Annotated in this window: 15 protein-coding genes and 3 pseudogenes; 8 read left to right on the top strand and 10 right to left on the bottom strand. The window is 61.0% G+C overall.

The window, feature by feature from the left end; translation table 11 throughout:
- Positions 1-274 precede the first annotated feature (274 nt).
- Positions 275-436 (bottom strand): hypothetical protein, encoded by a 162-nt coding sequence (locus NKH57_RS31090; protein ID WP_352950013.1) that lies wholly within the window; start codon positions 434-436, stop codon positions 275-277.
- A gap of 188 nt (positions 437-624) precedes the next feature.
- Between NKH57_RS31090 and NKH57_RS31085 the strand changes: the two genes are divergently transcribed.
- Positions 625-2085: a caspase family protein gene (locus NKH57_RS31085; RefSeq protein WP_352950011.1), complete on the top strand. Its 1461-nt coding sequence runs from the start codon at positions 625-627 to the stop codon at positions 2083-2085.
- Positions 2086-2256: 171 nt separating this feature from the next.
- Here the strand turns inward: NKH57_RS31085 and NKH57_RS31080 are convergent, their stop codons facing one another.
- The 5 genes from NKH57_RS31080 to NKH57_RS31060 form a co-directional block, all read right to left on the bottom strand.
- The gene (locus NKH57_RS31080) at positions 2257-2778 is read right to left on the bottom strand and encodes a hypothetical protein (RefSeq protein ID WP_352950009.1); all 522 of its coding nucleotides are present in this window, start codon (positions 2776-2778) and stop codon (positions 2257-2259) included.
- A gap of 439 nt (positions 2779-3217) precedes the next feature.
- Positions 3218-4246, bottom strand: a complete 1029-nt coding sequence (locus NKH57_RS31075) for a LacI family DNA-binding transcriptional regulator (RefSeq protein WP_352950007.1) — start codon at positions 4244-4246, stop codon at positions 3218-3220.
- 131 nt (positions 4247-4377) lie between these two features.
- Positions 4378-5391: a zinc-dependent alcohol dehydrogenase family protein gene (locus NKH57_RS31070; RefSeq protein ID WP_352950005.1), complete on the bottom strand. Its 1014-nt coding sequence runs from the start codon at positions 5389-5391 to the stop codon at positions 4378-4380.
- Positions 5392-5429: 38 nt separating this feature from the next.
- Positions 5430-6200: an L-iditol 2-dehydrogenase gene (locus NKH57_RS31065; RefSeq protein ID WP_352950003.1), complete on the bottom strand. Its 771-nt coding sequence runs from the start codon at positions 6198-6200 to the stop codon at positions 5430-5432.
- 234 nt (positions 6201-6434) lie between these two features.
- A complete protein-coding gene (locus tag NKH57_RS31060) occupies positions 6435-7754 on the bottom strand; it encodes an ABC transporter substrate-binding protein (protein ID WP_502907354.1) in 1320 nt (439 codons plus the stop codon).
- A gap of 309 nt (positions 7755-8063) precedes the next feature.
- Between NKH57_RS31060 and NKH57_RS31055 the strand changes: the two genes are divergently transcribed.
- Both NKH57_RS31055 and NKH57_RS31050 read left to right on the top strand, forming a co-directional pair.
- Positions 8064-9050, top strand: a complete 987-nt coding sequence (locus tag NKH57_RS31055; RefSeq protein ID WP_352950001.1) for a tagatose kinase — start codon at positions 8064-8066, stop codon at positions 9048-9050.
- Positions 9050-10381: a D-tagatose-bisphosphate aldolase, class II, non-catalytic subunit gene (locus NKH57_RS31050; protein WP_352950015.1), complete on the top strand. Its 1332-nt coding sequence runs from the start codon at positions 9050-9052 to the stop codon at positions 10379-10381. Before NKH57_RS31055 ends, NKH57_RS31050 begins: the two co-directional genes overlap by 1 nt.
- A 101-nt stretch (positions 10382-10482) precedes the next feature.
- Here the strand turns inward: NKH57_RS31050 and NKH57_RS31045 are convergent.
- Positions 10483-10980 (bottom strand): annotated as a pseudogene (locus tag NKH57_RS31045) (hypothetical protein); the annotation flags it as partial.
- A gap of 231 nt (positions 10981-11211) precedes the next feature.
- Here NKH57_RS31045 and NKH57_RS31040 point away from each other — a divergent pair.
- Both NKH57_RS31040 and NKH57_RS31035 read left to right on the top strand, forming a co-directional pair.
- Positions 11212-11496 carry a hypothetical protein gene (locus tag NKH57_RS31040; RefSeq protein ID WP_352949999.1) on the top strand — a complete coding sequence of 95 codons (285 nt, stop codon included), beginning with the start codon at positions 11212-11214 and terminating at the stop codon, positions 11494-11496.
- A gap of 65 nt (positions 11497-11561) precedes the next feature.
- Positions 11562-11744 (top strand): hypothetical protein, encoded by a 183-nt coding sequence (locus NKH57_RS31035; RefSeq protein ID WP_352949997.1) that lies wholly within the window; start codon positions 11562-11564, stop codon positions 11742-11744.
- A 61-nt stretch (positions 11745-11805) separates the two neighbouring features.
- Here the strand turns inward: NKH57_RS31035 and NKH57_RS31030 are convergent.
- Together NKH57_RS31030 and NKH57_RS31025 are read right to left on the bottom strand one after the other, a co-directional pair.
- Positions 11806-12163 (bottom strand): annotated as a pseudogene (locus NKH57_RS31030) (alkene reductase); the annotation flags it as partial.
- Positions 12164-12348: 185 nt separating this feature from the next.
- A complete protein-coding gene (locus NKH57_RS31025) occupies positions 12349-14352 on the bottom strand; it encodes an AI-2E family transporter (RefSeq protein WP_352949995.1) in 2004 nt (667 codons plus the stop codon).
- Between the two features lie 209 nt (positions 14353-14561).
- Between NKH57_RS31025 and NKH57_RS31020 the strand changes: the two are divergent.
- Positions 14562-15221: pseudogene (locus NKH57_RS31020) on the top strand (histidine kinase dimerization/phosphoacceptor domain -containing protein); the annotation flags it as partial.
- A gap of 374 nt (positions 15222-15595) precedes the next feature.
- Here the strand turns inward: NKH57_RS31020 and NKH57_RS31015 are convergent.
- A complete protein-coding gene (locus NKH57_RS31015; RefSeq protein WP_352949993.1) occupies positions 15596-15811 on the bottom strand; it encodes a hypothetical protein in 216 nt (71 codons plus the stop codon).
- Positions 15812-16768: 957 nt separating this feature from the next.
- On the opposite strand from NKH57_RS31015, the gene NKH57_RS31005 reads away from it, so the two are divergent.
- Positions 16769-16894, top strand: a complete 126-nt coding sequence (locus NKH57_RS31005) for a hypothetical protein (RefSeq protein WP_352949991.1) — start codon at positions 16769-16771, stop codon at positions 16892-16894.
- 103 nt (positions 16895-16997) lie between these two features.
- Positions 16998-17126: a hypothetical protein gene (locus NKH57_RS31000; protein WP_352949989.1), complete on the top strand. Its 129-nt coding sequence runs from the start codon at positions 16998-17000 to the stop codon at positions 17124-17126.
- Positions 17127-17395: the final 269 nt, after the last annotated feature.

Below are 17395 nucleotides of genomic sequence, written 5' to 3'. Positions count from 1 at the left end.
ATCGCCGCGGAACGAAACGCCAAGCAGGCCGCCGCGCAGGTCGAAACGGGTACGTTCGCCCAGCATGAAGATGTGGCCGACCGATGCCGTGACCGGATAGCCCTTGGCGTCATAGGCTTCGCAGATCGACCAGGCGCCGGGGATACAACGTGCCGACCACCGGCTTGTCCGGCGCCAGCATCGCGGCGATCAGATCAGGCGAAAAGCCCATGTCGCTGTCGATCATCAGGATGTGACTGCAATCCGGCTTGTTGTAGTAGAAGTTCGTCAGCAGCTAGTTCCAGGAAAGCGGGATATCCGTGTACTCGATTTCCGACAGCGTGAAAGCGTAGCTGGACAGGCTGTTGTGGGTCAGGGCCGCGAAGAGGCTGCGAACGAACACGCTTTTGTAGGCTGCTCCATAAACCGGCAGGGCGAGGTTGATCTTGATCGGCATCGTGTCCTCCACAGTCCAGTGACTGCATACAAATCCCTTTTTCCTATCTTTGACATGATACTTGGTATAAAAATTTGCTGGCCTTTGACGGCACGGAGTCCAGACGCTCAGGCAGGATTGCGTTTGCGTGTGGTGCGTTCCAAGGCTGCCGGAATAGGATTGACGCAGGCTGGAACGAGCATGCCGATATGACCCATCCCCACGGATTCTTCTTGCGCATCCTTCTGCTCATGCTTTTCGTGATCCTGAGCACGGTCGGCGTTCGCGCCGCGGTCGAGCAGGCCGCCTCGCCACAGCCGCGCAACCGGCTGGCGATCGTCATCGGCAACACGAACTACCAGAGCAAGCGTCTCGAGCACCTCGCCAATGCGGTGAACGACGCGACGAAACTGTCCGACAGCCTGAAGCGGCTGAATTTCGAGGTTCTGACCGGAACCGATCTCACCGCCGATGGATTCGCCAAGCTTTTCCACGACGCCGAGGCCAAGCTGCCCGAAAGCAGCGCCGTGCTGATCTTCTACGCTGGTCACGGCATGCAGGTGCAAGGCGAAAACTACCTGCTGCCGATCGATACGCCCGATCCGGAAAACCTGGACAAGCTGACGGCGCACGCCGTCAAGCTGAACGATGTGATCGCCCAATTCGCCAGTCGCGACCGTCAGACCTTCATCTTCCTTGATGCCTGCCGCAACAATCCGCTGGGCACCGGCGCCAACATCTCCAACGGACTGGCGCAGGTCGAGGTCGGCGAAAACACGTTTGTCGCCTTCGCGACCCAGCCCGGCAACGTCACCGTCGACGGTACCGGCGAAAACAGCCCGTTCACCACTGCGCTTCTGAAAAATGTCGAAATCCCCGGCTTAAGCATTTCGGACATGATGATCCGCGTCCGCAACGAGACCGAGGCGCTCACCGTCGGCCGCCAGGTTCCATGGGACCAGTCGAACCTGCGTGAACAATTTTATTTCACCGAACAGCAGATGCTCGATCCGGCGCAGTTGAGCGCCAGCCTGTCGCGCATACTGTCCGATCCCGACGCCAAGAAGAAGCTGCAGATCGAGCTTGCCTCCAACGACCTGCAGACCGCCGTGCTCATCGTCGGGCAGACGTTGCGGTCGGTCGAAATTCCTGCACCGTCAGGCGGTTCAGCGGAGCCGGTCGGCACTCAGGTCGCCAATCTGTCTCCAGCTGAAAGCGTTGCAGTCGCTCGCCAGAGCGTCGTCTCCGGCCTCGAAACCTTGATTGTCGGCGCATCGGCGGGCGAAGCGCAAAAGGACAAGACGGGCGATCTTGCACGCAGCATCCAGACGGAACTTCGTCGCCTGGGTTGCTACCGAATGCAGGTTGATGGCGATTGGGGCACGGGCTCCATCCGCGCCCTCACCGACTATTACAAAAATACCAATCAGGTCGCATCGACGATCGAGCCGACCGTCGGACTGCTCGGCGATCTCTTTTTGCGCTCCGGCAGAATCTGCAAGCAGCCGGTCATCGTCAAGGCCAAGCCGGCCAAAGTCGCGTCGGATAACGGCCCTTCGCAAACCGGTCCCAGCCGCAAGGGCGCGAAACGCGCGCAGGCCGCCCCGCAACGCCCCGCAGCCCCCCCTCCAGACATTAGTGGGGGCATAGGCATTGGTGGCGTGTTTTAGGATGTGGGCGGTCAGGCGCGCTTCCTTGCCGCCCTTGTTGTGGGAATGCCGCGGCTCGGGGCCGCCACCCTCCTTGAGCGCAGCGGTTATGACGCAAAGGCATCGGAGCATTTGAAGGGCCGCTATTGGGAGCGGATCAAAACCGGGGGAGCGCGACCGTATCTTCTTTGATCATTGCCTGATGAACAGGCCCGTGTAGGTCTGGCCGGCGAGCGTATAGGTTCCGGCCAGAGTTCCGTCGGGCATCATCATAAAACTGACGTCTGCGCCATTCGGGAGGCGCCCAAGCTTCAACGTAGTCCCTACAATTTTTCCTGCGCCTGCGGCCTCTCCCGGATTGTTATCGCCCAGAATTCCCCAGGCATAGGTGACCGTCACCTTTCCGTTCGAAGAAACAGATTCAACAGCCAGTTTACCTTCATAAGTACCTTCCAATCGTCCGGCCCAATTGCCCGAAAAAGCAGCGTACTTTGGTGGAACGCCCTTTGCGGGAGGAGTGATTGTCACGGATTGATCCATAATCGCCGAGCCAGGAGGAACAGAGGCAGGATCCAAGGCGGGTTGGGATGGAATGGTAGCAGGATCCAACACAGGTTCAACAACGGCGGATTGTGGCGGTTCTGGAGCCGATTGGCACTCGGCTAGGACCAGTGCCGCGAAGGCCAGTATAAGGTTCCGCATCAATTTCTCCACATCGTTCTCCGACGGACGTATCCGAAAAGCCCGCTGATCGGCAGAAAGTCCTATTCCCCAGGCCGGATGTCGGAGACACCTGATAGGCCGAACAGTGGCCCTAATAGATAGCCGCGTGTCAACGGTGTGGCGCGCCAAGCAGAATGCCGGCGGCGAGCAGGAGCGGGATCAGCGGCCGAATGGAGGAGATGAAGGAAAACGACGCTTGTCGTTGATCCTTCTTGATCCATCGTCTCCGCCAACGCCAGCCGCAATTCCAACGCAACTCGGTCGGGCGGATGACCGCACTGCGAAAAAGGGGAGATCGTCAGCCCCTTGGTGCGGTGTTCGGCCAGCCTGCTCCTGCTAAAGTGCTTCGCGTTTGAACGGATTCAATCGACGCGCTTTAGGTTTTTTCATGCATGTCGTTCTCCTCAAACCGGGGCATTTTCGACATGCATTAGGCCGAGCTTCGCAGCATCAGTTCTGCATTGAGCAGAATGCGTCCGCTGCCTGGTTTGGCTGACGATTTTTCATCCAGCCTTTCCAGGAGAAGTTCGATGGCCAGGCGGCCTATCTCGTTGTAGTTCTGCGCAACCGTCGTGATCGGCGGACAGGCGTAGCGCGACAAGGGATGGTCGTCGTGTCCCGCGACCCGCATGTCGCAGTCCGCCCCATGGCCCACCTTCAGGCCCAGCTGATACGCGGCCGCGATCACGCCGAAGGCAACACGGTCGTTGGCGCAAAGCACGGTCCTTGTCGGGAAACCTTGCCCCTTCAGGATACGAAGCGCTTCGTCGAAGCCGAATTTCTCGAAATCCCACGACCGCGCATCATTGACGGGCACGATTTCAGGCGTCATTTTGAACTGCTGCATTGCCTCGACATAAGCGTCCTGTCTGGCCTGGGCGTTGTTGTTGACCAACGGCATGGCGAAATAGCAGGGCGGCTCGCCGGACCTGCAGAGATAGTCGACCATGAGCCTGAAACTCTGCCTGTTGTCGGTGCCGACGAAAGACGAGGTCTCGTCCAGCGGCGAATCGACGTAGATCAGCGGGATGCTCGACCCGAGTTCGGCCAGGATCCGGTGGTGGGACTGCACGCCGAGCGGTGCGATGATGGCACCGGCAATGTTCATCGACTTGAACGTCTGAATCGCCTGGTCTTCCATTTCGGCATGTCCGTCGGAAGACAGCACAAACGCCAGAAAACCGGCTTCGTTGGCAATCGTTTCAATGCGACGCGTCAGCGCCATGTAAAACGGATCCGTCGAATTCGGAATGATGACGCCGAGAATGTTGCTGCGGCGGCGGTTGAGATTGACGGCGAACATGCTCGGCCGGAAGCCGGACTTCCTTTGCGCGGCCTCGATCACGTTTCGAGTGTTTTTCCTCACCGAATTGGGGTCATTGAAATATTTGGAAACCGTCGTGCGAGACAAGCCGACAAAGGCCGAGAAATCCTCCATCGTCCTGATCCTCTTTGCCATTAATGGCTCCTTGCTCGAACTGCCGTCGCCACTGTCTACTTGAGTCACCCTTTCGCTGGAAGGAGGTGGAATGTTCTTTCCGAGAGCAGGAGACTGCCCGTGACCCAAGGGCGCGGCTATACTGTTGGAGACTATGACTCCGAGGAGAACTGTACTTTCATTGTCGTTGGGTCGCCGCTGTCTTTGGCGAAGAACGGCAACAGTTCGGAAAGGGGCAGTTGATGGCTGACAAGCCGCGCCATCGTGCCGTCATCTTGGCTGAGAATGTCGAGCGCCTGCGGGATGTTCCGGTTCAACGAGTGCGACCCCGCCAGTCTGATCTGCCGGCGGAAAATCTCAAACGGGGCGACGGAGATCCTGGCATCCGGCGCACAGACCCCGAAAATAAGCGCCGTGCCGCCATCGGCGGTGAAGCCGACCATGCCTTCGACTACGTTGGCGACGCCGGTGGCGTCGGCGACGAAATCGAAGCCGCGTTTCCGCGCCGACAGCGCCTGTGACCCCGACACCAACGGCTCCAGCCCGAGCGCTTCTGCAAAGGCGAGGCGTTGTTCGCTGATATCGGCGACCGCCACGCTCTTGATGCCCTTGGCTCTAAGCGAGAGGGCAAGCAGCAGACCGATTGGCCCGGCGCCGAAAACCAGCCCGGTGGCGGGCATGCCGATGCCGGTCCCGAGCCCGGCGGCACCGAGGCCGTTGAGAACGCAAGCCAGCGGCTCGGCGAGTGCCGCCGTGGCAAAACCGAGATCGCCGATCCCATGCAGATGGCCGACGGCAACCATGCTGAACTCCGCCAATCCGCCATTCTCGGTCACGCCATAAGCTTTCAGGCTGGCGCACAGATTGCTCAGGCCTTTCCTGCAGGCCGGGCATTGTCCGCACGGGATGTTGGGATCGACAGCGACCCGGTCACCCGGTTTGACGGTGGTGACATCGCTGGCGACCGCCTCGACGGTGCCCGCATATTCGTGGCCAGGGACCAGAGGAAATGCGCCTTCGCCGTAGCGGCCATGCAGCACCTCGATATCGGTATGGCAAAGTCCGGCCGCGCGGACCCGGACCAGGGCATGCCCCGGTTTGATTGCCGGCATCTCAAGCTCCGCCAAGCCGGCAACGCCTGCAGCGGTAAATCGGATGGCCTTCATTTCAGTCTCCCTTGCCTCCGACGACGCGGTTCGAGGCGTCAACTCATCCAGTTGCCGCCGTCCACATTGTAGGTCTGCGCCAGGATATAATCGCTGTCGGGCGATGCCAGGAACACGGCGAGCCCTGCAATATCCTCAGGTTGCGCGAAGCGGCCGATCGGAACCGACCTGGTCACGGCCGCTTTCTTCTCGCCTGGTTTCAGGCCTTCCCAGCGAGCGAAATGCGCATCGACAACGTCCCAATGCTCGCCATCGACCACGCCGGGCGCGATCGCATTGACGTTGATGCCGTGTTTGACCAGCGCCAACGCCGCCGACTGCGTGGCCGAAATGATCGCTGCCTTGGAGGCGCAGTAAAGCGTCACCAGCGCCTCGCCGCGGCGGCCGGCCTGGCTTGCCATGTTGATGATCTTGCCGCCACGGCCGCGCTCAATCATCACATTGGCCACCGCCTTCATCATGAACAGCGGCCCCTTGAGATTGATGGCGAACACGCGGTCATAGCTCGCTTCGGTGATGTCGGTTATCGGCGCCATGTCGAAGATGGCCGCATTGTTGACGAGAATATCGATGCCGCCGAAATCGCGGTCGACCTCCGCCACGACCCTCTCGATCGCACCGAGGTCGGTGACGTCAAGCTGGATGGCGCAGGCCGCCGCACCGATCGCGGCGGCGGCCCGCGCCGCGCGTTCGGTGTCGATATCGGCAATCACCACCTTGGCGCCTTCGCGCACATAGGCTTGCGCGAACCCCAGGCCAATGCCGCGCGCACCACCTGTAATGAGGGCAATCTTGTTGTTCAGTTTCATGTCCATTCCAATTCCGCAAATCTTGAACCGGTATCAGAGGACCAGATGGCGTCCGACGCGACGTCATCGAGATGGCCCATCGAATCCCTGACCCTGCCTGAGAAACGCACGGACCCGCTGTGGCGAATCCGTGCATCCTCCAGGCCTGCTGCAATGGGAGGTTTTCCAGGCCCGGACGCCAGGAGGCGGTGCTCATTCCGCCTCCTGGCTCACCTCGTCTGGGCTTGAACGCGACTATTTGATGTAGCCTGCCTCCGTCATTGTCTTCTCCACGGCGGTCTGGGCGCCGCTGAGCACATCCTCGACCGACTGCTGGCCGGTGACCGCGGCGGCGATCGCTTGGCCGACTTCGGTGCCGATGCCCTGGAATTCAGGGATGGCGACGAACTGGATGCCGGTATAGGGAACCGGGTCCTTCGTCTGCTTGGTCGGATCGGCGGATTCGATCGCCGAAAGCACCGTCGCGGCGAAGGGTGCTGCTTTCTGGTAGTCCGGGCTGGAATAGGTGGACTTGCGCGTTCCCGGAGGTGCGGCAACCCAGCCTTCGGTCTCGCCGACGCGCTGGACATAGGCTTTCGAGGTCGCCCACTTAACGAAGGACTTTGCCGCGTCCGCCTTTTTGGTCGAGGTCGGGATGGCCAGGCTCCATGCCCAGCCCCAGGCCGAACCGTTGGGTGTGACCGCCACCGGCGCCTTGGCGAAGGCAACCTTGTCGGCAACCTTGCTCTGCTTGGGATCATAGACGCGGCCCGCCGCCGATGTGGCGTCGATCCACATGGCGCAATGACCGGAGGCGAACAGCGTCTGGTTTTCATTGAAGCCGTTGGAGCTGATGCCCGGAGGCCCATCCTTCTTCATGGTGTCGACATACCAGCCGATCGCCTTCTTCCATGCGTCCGAATCGAGCTGCGGTTTCCAGTCCATGTCGAACCAGCGGCCGCCGAACGTGTTCACCAGCGTGCCAAGGAAGGCCATGTTCTCGCCCCAGCCCGGCTTGCCGCGTAGGCACAGGCCATACTGTTCCTTCGACTTGTCGGTGAGCTTGTCGGCGAATTGGGTGATCTGGTCATAGGTCGGCTGCTCCGGCATCTTCAGGCCGGCGGCGTCGAACAGATCCTTGCGGTAAAGCGTGAACGAGCTTTCGGCGTAGAACGGCACGGCATAGAGGTTGCCATCGACCGTCAGGCCACTGCGCACCGGCGCGATGAGATCGTCATAATCATAGTCGTCGCCGAGATCGTTGAGCGGCGTCAGCCAGCCGCTCTTGCCCCAGATCGGCGTTTCGTAGCCGCCGATCGTCAACACGTCGAACTGGCCGCCCTTGGTGGCGATGTCGGTGGTGACGCGCTCGCGCAGGACGTTCTCCTCCAGCACCACCCAATTGACCTTATTTCCGGTCGCCTTCTCCCATTCCGGCGACAGCTTCTGCATGATGATCATGTCGCCATTGTTGACCGTGGCTACGGTGATCTCCGCCGACAAGGCGGCACTTGCCGTCAGTGCGGAAGCGGCGACCGACAGGCCAAGAATTCCCATACGCTTACCAATTGGCATTTCGTCTCCTCCTTTACGAATGCGCATGTGTAAGTGAACATGCGTGTACATTTTATTGCGCTTGAAGACAGCAGAGTCAAGCCGCGCAATGCTCGATATTTGGCACCTGTCCGGTGCTCGTCGCCTGGCGGCTTGCCATTTGGGGGTTCAGGAAGGCGCATGCGCTGCAAACAAAGTGAACGTACGTCTAGTTTGTATTGACTTCGCTATCGACGCGATTTACCTCGGCTACAATCAGGCGCAATCGTGCGACCGTACGGCGCCACGATCGTTGCTCGGTCCGGCAGGGGGAGAGAAGGAATTGCAAGCATGAGCCCGGCCCGCCGAAGGGAGATCGCCGCCGAATCCGCGGGTCCGACAATTACCGCTGGCGAAATCCTGGTCGAGATCATGGCGACGGACCGGGGTCTGGGCTTCCTCGAGCCGCTGACGCTGATAGGCCCCTATCCGAGCGGGGCGCCCGCGATCTTCATCGACCAGGTGGCAAGGCTGGGCGGCGGCGCCGGGCTCATCGGCTGCGTCGGCCGCGATGATTTTGGCACGATCAATTTGGAAAGGTTGAGGCGCGACGGGGTTGACGTATCCGCCGTGTCGGTCAGCGACCGCTACCCGACGGGAAGCGCCTTCGTTCGCTACCGGCACGACGGCGGCCGCGACTTCGTTTACAACATTGCCGAATCCGCCGCCGGGCAAATCCGCCTCACTGCGCAAGCACGCGAACTGGCCGACAGGGCCGGCCACCTGCATGTCATGGGGTCCACTCTGTCCGTGGCGGGGCTGAAGCAGATCGTTGGGTATGCCACGAAGGCGGTGCGCGCCAGCGGCGGCTCGACCTCCTTCGACCCGAATGTGCGCAAGGAACTGATCGATGGCGCCGACGGCGCGCAATTTTCAACACTGGTCGACGATGCGGATCTGCTGCTTCCCTCCGGCGAAGAGTTGCTTACCGCGGCGGGGGTCGACGATGAATGCCAGGCGGTCAAGGCGCTGATCGCCAGGGGCGTCGGCGAAATCGTGCTGAAGCGTGGGGCTGACGGCTCGGCCCGGTGCGCCGCCGACGGCAGCAGGATCGACTGCGCCGGTTTCCTGGTGGAGGAAGTGGACCCGACCGGAGCCGGCGACTGTTTCGGCGCGACTTACCTAACGTGCCGGCGTCAGGGGATGGAGCCCGGCAGGGCGCTGTTCTATGCCAATGCCGCCGGCGCCCGTAATGTCACACGGCGCGGACCCATGGAAGGCATCGCCGGCTTCGATGTGCTTGACGACTTCATTGCCGGGACCGCGAGGGCGACATGATGGCCAACCCGCTTGCAGGCCTCGCCACCGCGCGTAGGAATGGGTCGCCTTACGGCATCACCTCGATCTGCTCGGCCCATCCCCTGGTGATCCAGACGGCGGTCAGGCGCGCAGTCAGGGACAAGGAAACCACGCTGCTGATCGAGGCAACCTGCAATCAGGTCAACCAGTTCGGCGGCTACACGGGGATGACTCCAGACCTGTTCATCGCCTTCGTGCGGGAGATCGCCAGCAGGGAAGGGCTGGAGGCCTCACGCATCATCTTCGGTGGCGACCATCTTGGACCGAACCCATGGCGCGCGGAGCCGGCTGCACAAGCAATGAGCAATGCCGAAGCCATGGTCACCGCCTATATCTGGGCCGGCTTCAGCAAGATCCATCTCGACGCCTCGATGGGATGCGCCGGCGAGCCGGCTGCCCTGGACGACGAGACGATCGCCATGCGGGCTGTGCGGCTGGCCAAGGCGGCTGAAAAGGCGGCGCGTGCGAGCGGCGGTGCGTTGCCGGTCTACATCATCGGCACCGAGGTTCCGGCCCCGGGGGGCGTCGATCACACGATCAGCGACTTGAAGCTCACCCAAGCGGCGGAGGCGCGCCGTACGATCGACGTGCATCGCGAGATCTTCGCCCGGGAAGGCCTGGTGGAGGCGTTTGGCCGCGTCATTGCCGTAGTCGTGCAGCCGGGCGTCGAATTCGGCAGCCAGAACGTCGTCGCCTACCGTCCGGAGGCGTCGAAGGCGCTGACCCGACTGCTGGACGACGAACCGTCGCTTGTCTACGAGGCGCATTCTACCGACTATCAGAGCCGCGCGGCGCTGAGCGCACTTGTCGGCAACGGCTTTCCCATCCTCAAGGTCGGCCCCGGCCTGACATTTGCCTTGCGCGAGGCGCTTTACGGGCTCGACCTGATCGCGTCCGAAATGTTCGATGACTATGGCGACAGATCGCTGGCCCGCACAATGGAGCGTGTGATGCTGGCAGCACCTGGTCATTGGCGCAGTCATTATCACGGCAATGAAGCGAGCCTCTATCTCCAGCGGCATTACAGCTACAGCGACCGGATCCGCTACTATTGGAGCAACCCCGCGGCCGGCGTTGCCGTTGGCCGCCTGTGCGAGGTGCTCGACGGCGTCAGCATTCCTGAAACGCTGATGCGACAATTCCTGCCAATGGTGCCGGCCGAGTTCGGGCCTGCCGGGAATCCCGAAGCTATTCTTCATGCCGCGATCGGCCAGGTGCTGGCTGACTACGACGCGGCTTGCCGCGGGGAGACTGTCCAAATGAGCCGGGCCGTCGCCGCCGTCAAAAGACAAATCGGAGCCGCGCCTTAAGAAACGGTTCGTCCTGGGGATCATACTGAACTTTTAGTTGCTGTAATCACTCTGATACGGGCCATGGTTGTTGTTTGTATATGTTAATGTCCGCAAGGCATGAGATCACTCAGCGAACAGCCCGCTTTTGCTTTGATATTGATAAGGTTGAGAAAGACGTGCCAGCAACGCCTTCGATCACGCACAGCATCCTGCGTCTGCCCGTCCTGGCTATAAACATAAAGATAATCCGTCGCGATCAGCTCAAAGAAGGCACGCGGTCCAGCAATAAACTCGCGACCTCGTCGGGTTGGTACCAGTACGTCTTTTCGCCGCCGAACTAACCGTAGGTGGCGGAGCATGTCGCGGACTGCCCAAAGCGGCGGCATGTCGGCTTCGTTGAGAGCCTTGTTGACGCTGTATAAGTCGTCTGACGTGTAGTCGGACCAATTGAAGTGAACAGCGGCCCAATGCACGAACTTGCGGTTCATCGCACCAGATGCGGTCAGACCGATGCCGCCTTCGGTGTCGGCATAGGATACGGCCATCACAATGCCTCGCACCAGCGGCGACATAGCCACGACATCCACATCAGCAACTAGCTCAATTTTTGGAAGCACTACGTCATCTCGTTCCAACGCTGAGGAGGCAGAGAGCCGCCGGGAACCATCCACCGGGATCGGCAAAAATGAAACTGAGAAAGCTAAAGCCAGGCAGACAGGCTGGAACGCGCCCGACCGGGCTGCGCAACCCCGACCAGCTGACGCCCGATCGGGCGCTTGTGTCAGCGCCAGCAAGTGGCGTCACTGTCGCATTTCCAACTGGCTGCGCCCCGCCCTTTGGAACGGCCAATGCGACATTTCTACTTTGCAGAGCAAGCGACATCGGCACCGGCGCTCGAGAGTGTCCATCGTACTCCCGCCCTCAATGGGAGCGGCACCGTGGACAATGACCATTCGGCCGATGCGATTTCGACTTTTGACTGCAATATCCTGCGCGACGCCTTCAGAACATCGGTCATTGAAATGCAGCTCTCCGAGGATCAGTGGCAGGCATACGCCGCGCTTTTGATCCTCGACTATACCGGCAACTCCGATTTTGATCCGGCGTTGCTGGCCTGGATCGTGCGACCTTAACTTTGCCGTCGAGCGAGGTACGGGAGCCGCTCTCCCTTTCATTCTTTTCTAAAAGGACAACACGCATGAGGAATATGAAAACCCCGGACGCGCCTGCCATACCTGTCAAGCCGATCGTCGAAGCCGGAAAAATCCTGTCGAAGCGGCTGACGATCAGAACCGACGAAGCGTCAAGACGAGGGTCCGCCGACACCGACGGCACGGTGTGGCAGGCGCGCCAAATTGCGGAAAGCAATCGCCTGATTTGATGCTCCTATGTCCCTTTGGGGCAAATCCGGACATCATGCTCCCCAAGCCGATCGTCTGCCTTCATGGGCGGCTTGAGGCGGCGATCGCGGGATAGTCGGTATAGCCAGCGGAGCCGCCGTCATAGAGCGTCGCCGAGTTGAACTCCGTCAGCGGCGTACGCGTCTTCAGCCTTTCCACAAGGTCGGGATTGGCGAGGCGCCCGAAGGCGAAGACGCCGCCTTGCCCTCGGCGAGCCGCGACGCCGCGAGTTCGAGGTCATAGCCGTTTTTGGCGATATAAGTATTGTTGAAGCGCCGGCGGAGCGATCCGAAGTCGAACGGCGCGACACGCGCGATCCGCCCGTGGCGCCCTCTACGACATGGATATAGAGGATGCCCAAAGCGTCGAGTTGATCGACGATATAGTCGAACTGCGCCTGGGCCTGCTACCATACTGTCCTTGACGAGTTCGAGCTGGATGACAACATGCCTGGGCCATTGGCTGTGAGGTCGGTTCTTCGTTCGCCGTTCTGGTGCCGGGCAGCTGTTTGCGAGACCGCTGGCCCTCGCCGGGATCGGTGACCCGCGCCACGATATGTGCCCTGCCGCCGCCGTCACCGCGGCCTCAGCTTGCAATCGCCAGCGGCGCCTTCTTCGCCAACGACGGCCGCCGGCGCAAGCGACGCTTGGCTGTAAGCTTCAGCGCGACCGGCGGCGCGCTGGACAGAGCGCCACGCACTGCATCGGCGATGCTATGGGCAACGAAATCGGCATTGATGTCGCCGGCCAGTGCCGCCGCCGCTTGGCTGTCGTCGTTGCCGGCCTCCGACCAGAACGCGATGCCAACCCTTAGCGCCGGCCTGGCGCGCTTCAGCCGGCGCACCAGGAAGCGGGCGTGCTTGACGGAATCGCGGTTGAGGAAGCCGACAACGATAGTATCGACAGCGGCAAGATCGAGCCGGCGAATGCTCGCCGGTTCCATGTCGGCGAATCCCGCCTTCGACACCGTCGCACCGTTGACTTCGAGCACCTGCGCCAGCATGGCAGCGGCGGCATCATCGAGTTCGCCGCGCCCGCCGCCACATAGCACTGAAATGCCGACGCCATCAGGAAGTCCGATGTCGTCCTCGGCTTCCTTGCCCTCCCCGGCTGTTTCTTTTCCCGCATCCGTTTTGCCGTCCCCGGCGGAGGCCGGTTCATCCTCTTCGGCCGCTTCTTCGTGTGCGCTGTCGTCGAGGTTTGCCACCAGCGTCAGCGCACTGGCCGCCACCTGCCGTCTCTGCTGGTCGTCCATGACGCCGCGGACACGATCCTGCTCGCCGAGCAACAAAGCGGGAATGGCGACCTGGTCGTAGAACTCGACCAGATATTTCTCCTCCAGCAACTCCTCGGCGTGGTCAGTGGCCTCTTCCGGGTCGCCGGCCAGCAGTCGCTGGTAAAGTCGGGCATGCGGTTCGAGCACCGGCTCGTTGCCGAACAGTACGTCGAGGAATTCGAACTGCGGCACGTGCCTGCCCAGCACGACCAGACAGACGGTGAGCGGCGTCGACAAGATCAGGCCGAGCGGCCCCCACAGCCAGGTCCAGAAGATCGCCGCGACAATGATGGCCAATGGCGAGAGCCCGGTGCGCGAGCCATAGAGCCAGGGTTCGACGACATTGCCGGTGAGCAACTCCATCACCACGAACAGGCCGGCGGTCCACAGCACCAGCGACCAGCCGGGCGCTACCGCCAGCGCCAGCAACAGTGGCAGGAGCGCGCCGATGACCGGCCCGATATAGGGGACGAAGCGCAGCGCCAGCGCTAGTAGGCCCCACAGCAACGCATTGGGGATGCCCACAATCCAGAGCCCGATGGCGATCGGTATGGCATAGACGATGTTGACGACCAGCTGCATCAGCAGATACTGGCCGACGCGTTTGCCGGCATCCTGCAGCGCCTGGGTGGTGCGGTGCAGATCGCCATAACCGACAAGGCGGATGAAACGATCGCGCAAATCCTCCCGCTCCAGCAGCATGAAGATGACGACAACGATGATCAGACCCGCCGAGGCCAGCGGGCTGATCAACGGGCCGATGAGGTTCTGCAGGAACTCGAGCGGCCGTTCTCGCGCGATGATCTCGACCGGCACGGGCTCTCGCCTGAGCGTGTCGGCGGCGGGCGGCGACGAATCCTGCAGGTCGATCTCCTGCCCGACGCGCTCGATCACCTGGCTCAATCTGGCAATGATCCCTCCTGCTGCCCCGGTTTCCTTGAGCGACCGGATCTTGGTCAGGATGTTTGTCTGGTAGGCCGGGATGTTCTGCGCCAGTTCGCTAACCTGCGATGCGGCAATGAAAGAGAACAGAGCGAGTGCCGCGAAGGCACCGAACACACTGGCGATGACAGCGGGAAGGCGGGGAATGCCGACGCGCTTCAGAGCCGACACCACGGGCGCAAGCGCGAAGGTCAAAAGCAGCGCAATGGCGATCGGCAGGAACACTTCGCGCCCGAAATACAGCGCCGCAACCGCTGTCACGATCGTAGCGACGGTGGGCAATGAGGTGCGCGGACGGGCGTCGGCTGCGGAAAGAATGCCCGCCAAGCCGAGCTCTGATGGGTAAATGCCGTTTCGACGATTTGCCGCCATTGAATACCTAGCCTCGCCCGCGCGCCATGATCGGGCATATTTAGCTGGCGCGCAACGTAGCAGCTTACGCGCTTGCAGGTTCCGACCGAACAGTCCGACTGGCACGTTGTCGTGACGCGCTGGTTCGATTCAATTCACGACACGAAGCCGGCAAGTGTGTAACAAGTGGCCGAAGAGGAGGCGAAGGCGCCTTCAGATCGGCTTTGAGCTTGTTCCGCCCCATTGAGAATATCGAGGACGCGCAGACGCTGGCGCAGGCCATCGTCAACACTATTGCCGAACCGTTCCTCGTCCTCGACGAAAAGTTTCTTGTGCTGGCGGCCAGCCGCTCCTTCTATCAGACCTTCAAGGTCGACCCCGCAGAGACACACGGCGCCCTGCTTTATGCGTTAGCCGACGGCCAGTGGGATGTTCCGGCACTGCGCCCGCTCCTGGAGACGATCATCCCGGAGAAGACCGCCATGGACGGCTTCGAGGTCGAGTATGATTTCCCCAACATCGGCCAGCGCAGGATGCTGCTCAATGCGCGAAAGGTGCTTTACGACCACAATTCGGCCGTCACCATCCTGCTCGCCTTCAACGACATAACGGCGCGGCGTGTCATCGAGCGCGAAAAGGAAGAACTCCTCGGCCGCACCGAAGACCTATTGCGGCAAAAGGATGTGCTGCTACGTGAGATGGAGCATCGGGTTGCCAATAGCCTGCAGATTATTGCCAGCATCCTGTTGCTCAAGGCCCGCTCGGTCACTTCCGAGGAAACGCGCCAGCATTTGAAAGATGCCCACCAGCGGGTCATGTCGGTAGCCGAAGTGCAGCGCCATCTCCACACTTCGGCGGGCATCGACGAGATCGGCGTCGGCTCCTATCTGCCTGCCTCAACAACCCCCCAGATCCAAGGAAGGCAGCAGTGCCCGCTGCGGAGCTTGTACCAGCGGTAAACCCGAAGAATTCAGTCTCTCAAATGAGACGGAGCCAGCAAAGCTAGAGGCAAAGTGCCCCGCGCATCCATCGCCGGAGAGCTTGAGAGTGCCGCCGATTGCATGGCGGATATGTCGCGACCGGATCTGCAAATCGTCCTCCGCCATGCTGCGTTCATGCTCCGGAACGTCGTTCGGGTGCCGCTAGAGCCGGCCAGTCGGATCTCATTCAGATCGTGCTGCATGAGTGGCTGAAAACGCACGCCTATCTGCCGGTCCGGATGATCGACGAGGGAAGCGAGATGGAGGGGCGGCCTTGAGCGATTTCAGCCTGCCTGTTCATCGAACAAAACCGAGCAGCCTCGCGCAAGCGCTACTGTTGAGAGGGCATTTGCCATCAGATCATCCGAAGACACGAAATCGCCGGTTAGCACACGCAACTCTTCCACGCCTTCGGCCATCGACACGAAACTTCCGACCACTCGATCGCGCTTGCAACCCTCGACCACGTAAAGCAGATCGATCAATTCGAAGCCGCGCATATTCAGCCTCCAAAACAAATCGTCCCTTACAGGATCTTGAAACGCATTGGCGGGAAATAATGTTCCCGGCTCGCCTGGCCGTGTAAAGAACACCTGGCCTGCGGTCGCGCCGGCGGCCTTGCCATTGGGATACTTCCACGATCGCACCTTGGGTCCGGGCGGCCAGCCTGTTGGCTTGTTCTGGCAGCGGATTTTGGTCCGCTTGGCCGGCGCTCGAAAGCCCCTACCAGCTCCTAACCCTTACGCGCCGATGCCGCTCTTCAGCCGGACAGCCTGTCCGACGGCGAAGAGATGCGTTGCGGCTTCGCGGCGGACTTGTGTTGCATCAGGGTTGTGGTTCTCATGATTGTCTCTCGTACAGCTCAAGCGAGGCTTGAAGCAATGCCGGTCCGATCGGCACGCATCTGCAGCGTAGCACCGCTCGCGGTGATCGCCGGCAGGTGAATGAAGGTGGCCACGCGGCGCCATGCGATCTGGGAAGTCCCTTCGAGGGCCTCCTAGTCATGGTCGAGCCGATACTCCCCGGGCGGTTGCGGTGTATCAAAGCCGGGCAGCGAAAACGCCGACTTGAAGCGAACGACTGCATTTGTGGTACGGCTGGTCATGAATTGCGGCTTTCCGCGGAATCGGGCGGCTGCGCTTTTCCGTATCATTCCCACTCGAACCGCTGGGACAATGCCCGACACTGCCAGTACATCCGTGGTCAGCGTCGGTTTCACTCCAGGGTCCGAACGGAACGAAATGTGCGCCGGACCGGCGCATGCACTCGTTTTCGAGAATTCGGTGGTGAATGGCGGGGGCTCTGACACAAAGCCAATTCGACCCAAATCAACGAACTTTGCATATGCGCCTCAATTGAGTTCCAAACAAGGTTGCGGCCACCTTTATTTTACTATTAAAGTAATGACTCGCATCAGCTAAAGTAAATCTGGCAGAAAGGGGGCGTGGCTGGAGAGAATGAAGAACTTGGTAGCCCGCACGCGGGAGGGCATCTCGTCGCACGGGGGCTTGGCTTTGAAGGTGTGCGTGGCGCTGTGGACAGTCGTTGTGCTGGCGGCAGTGTTCGTCATTCTGCAAGCCTGAACCGATCGACACACATTGGTGCCGGCGAAAATGAATAGGACGCGAGGATGGCAAACCGCTACGCGCTTCGCATGGACCTCCGGACAGCTGGACCGTTTTCGACGTGTTCACCGGCCAGCCCGCCGAGTCCAACAATAGGGTCATGGTCGGCATCAATGCCGGTGAAGCGGACGAGATGGTCGGCCGGCTGAACGATCAAGACGCCAAGCGGCGGGAACAGGCCGGCCGCTGAGCTGACGGACCGGCGAGCAAATTCGCCGGAATGATTCGCTAAGCACCTGTGGGGAGCGTACAGTACCCCTTCGTCGCCGGCCAGAACATGGGCACCGGCGCTCGAGAGCGTCCATCATACTCCCGCCCTTGCGCAGGACTGTCCGGGGAAAGTTATTCATATATGAAGGCCATCTGATTGAGGCAGGATCGGTCTCTTGGTCGGCTCGGATTGACCGGCGGCGGCTTATCGATGGCGTTTATTTTTCGCCGCCCGAACAAGTATTGGGC

The organism is Mesorhizobium sp. M1050 (assembly GCF_040318715.1).
Lineage (GTDB): Bacteria > Pseudomonadota > Alphaproteobacteria > Rhizobiales > Rhizobiaceae > Mesorhizobium.
Note: the sequence above shows the minus strand (reverse complement) of the source record. Positions and strands in the feature narration are given on the sequence as shown.

Excerpts from the sequence above, each read along its gene's own strand:
- NKH57_RS31090 (WP_352950013.1), bottom strand. The coding sequence starts at position 436 with ATGCCGATCAAGATCAACCTCGCCCTGCCGGTTTATGGAGCAGCCTAC.
- NKH57_RS31085 (WP_352950011.1), top strand. The coding sequence starts at position 625 with ATGACCCATCCCCACGGATTCTTCTTGCGCATCCTTCTGCTCATGCTT.
- NKH57_RS31075 (WP_352950007.1), bottom strand. The coding sequence starts at position 4,246 with ATGGCAAAGAGGATCAGGACGATGGAGGATTTCTCGGCCTTTGTCGGC.
- NKH57_RS31070 (WP_352950005.1), bottom strand. The coding sequence starts at position 5,391 with ATGAAGGCCATCCGATTTACCGCTGCAGGCGTTGCCGGCTTGGCGGAG.
- NKH57_RS31065 (WP_352950003.1), bottom strand. The coding sequence starts at position 6,200 with ATGAAACTGAACAACAAGATTGCCCTCATTACAGGTGGTGCGCGCGGC.
- NKH57_RS31060 (WP_502907354.1), bottom strand. The coding sequence starts at position 7,754 with ATGCCAATTGGTAAGCGTATGGGAATTCTTGGCCTGTCGGTCGCCGCT.
- NKH57_RS31055 (WP_352950001.1), top strand. The coding sequence starts at position 8,064 with ATGAGCCCGGCCCGCCGAAGGGAGATCGCCGCCGAATCCGCGGGTCCG.
- NKH57_RS31050 (WP_352950015.1), top strand. The coding sequence starts at position 9,050 with ATGGCCAACCCGCTTGCAGGCCTCGCCACCGCGCGTAGGAATGGGTCG.
- NKH57_RS31040 (WP_352949999.1), top strand. The coding sequence starts at position 11,212 with ATGCGACATTTCTACTTTGCAGAGCAAGCGACATCGGCACCGGCGCTC.
- NKH57_RS31035 (WP_352949997.1), top strand. The coding sequence starts at position 11,562 with ATGAGGAATATGAAAACCCCGGACGCGCCTGCCATACCTGTCAAGCCG.
- NKH57_RS31025 (WP_352949995.1), bottom strand. The coding sequence starts at position 14,352 with ATGGCGGCAAATCGTCGAAACGGCATTTACCCATCAGAGCTCGGCTTG.
- NKH57_RS31015 (WP_352949993.1), bottom strand. The coding sequence starts at position 15,811 with ATGCGCGGCTTCGAATTGATCGATCTGCTTTACGTGGTCGAGGGTTGC.
- NKH57_RS31005 (WP_352949991.1), top strand. The coding sequence starts at position 16,769 with ATGAAGAACTTGGTAGCCCGCACGCGGGAGGGCATCTCGTCGCACGGG.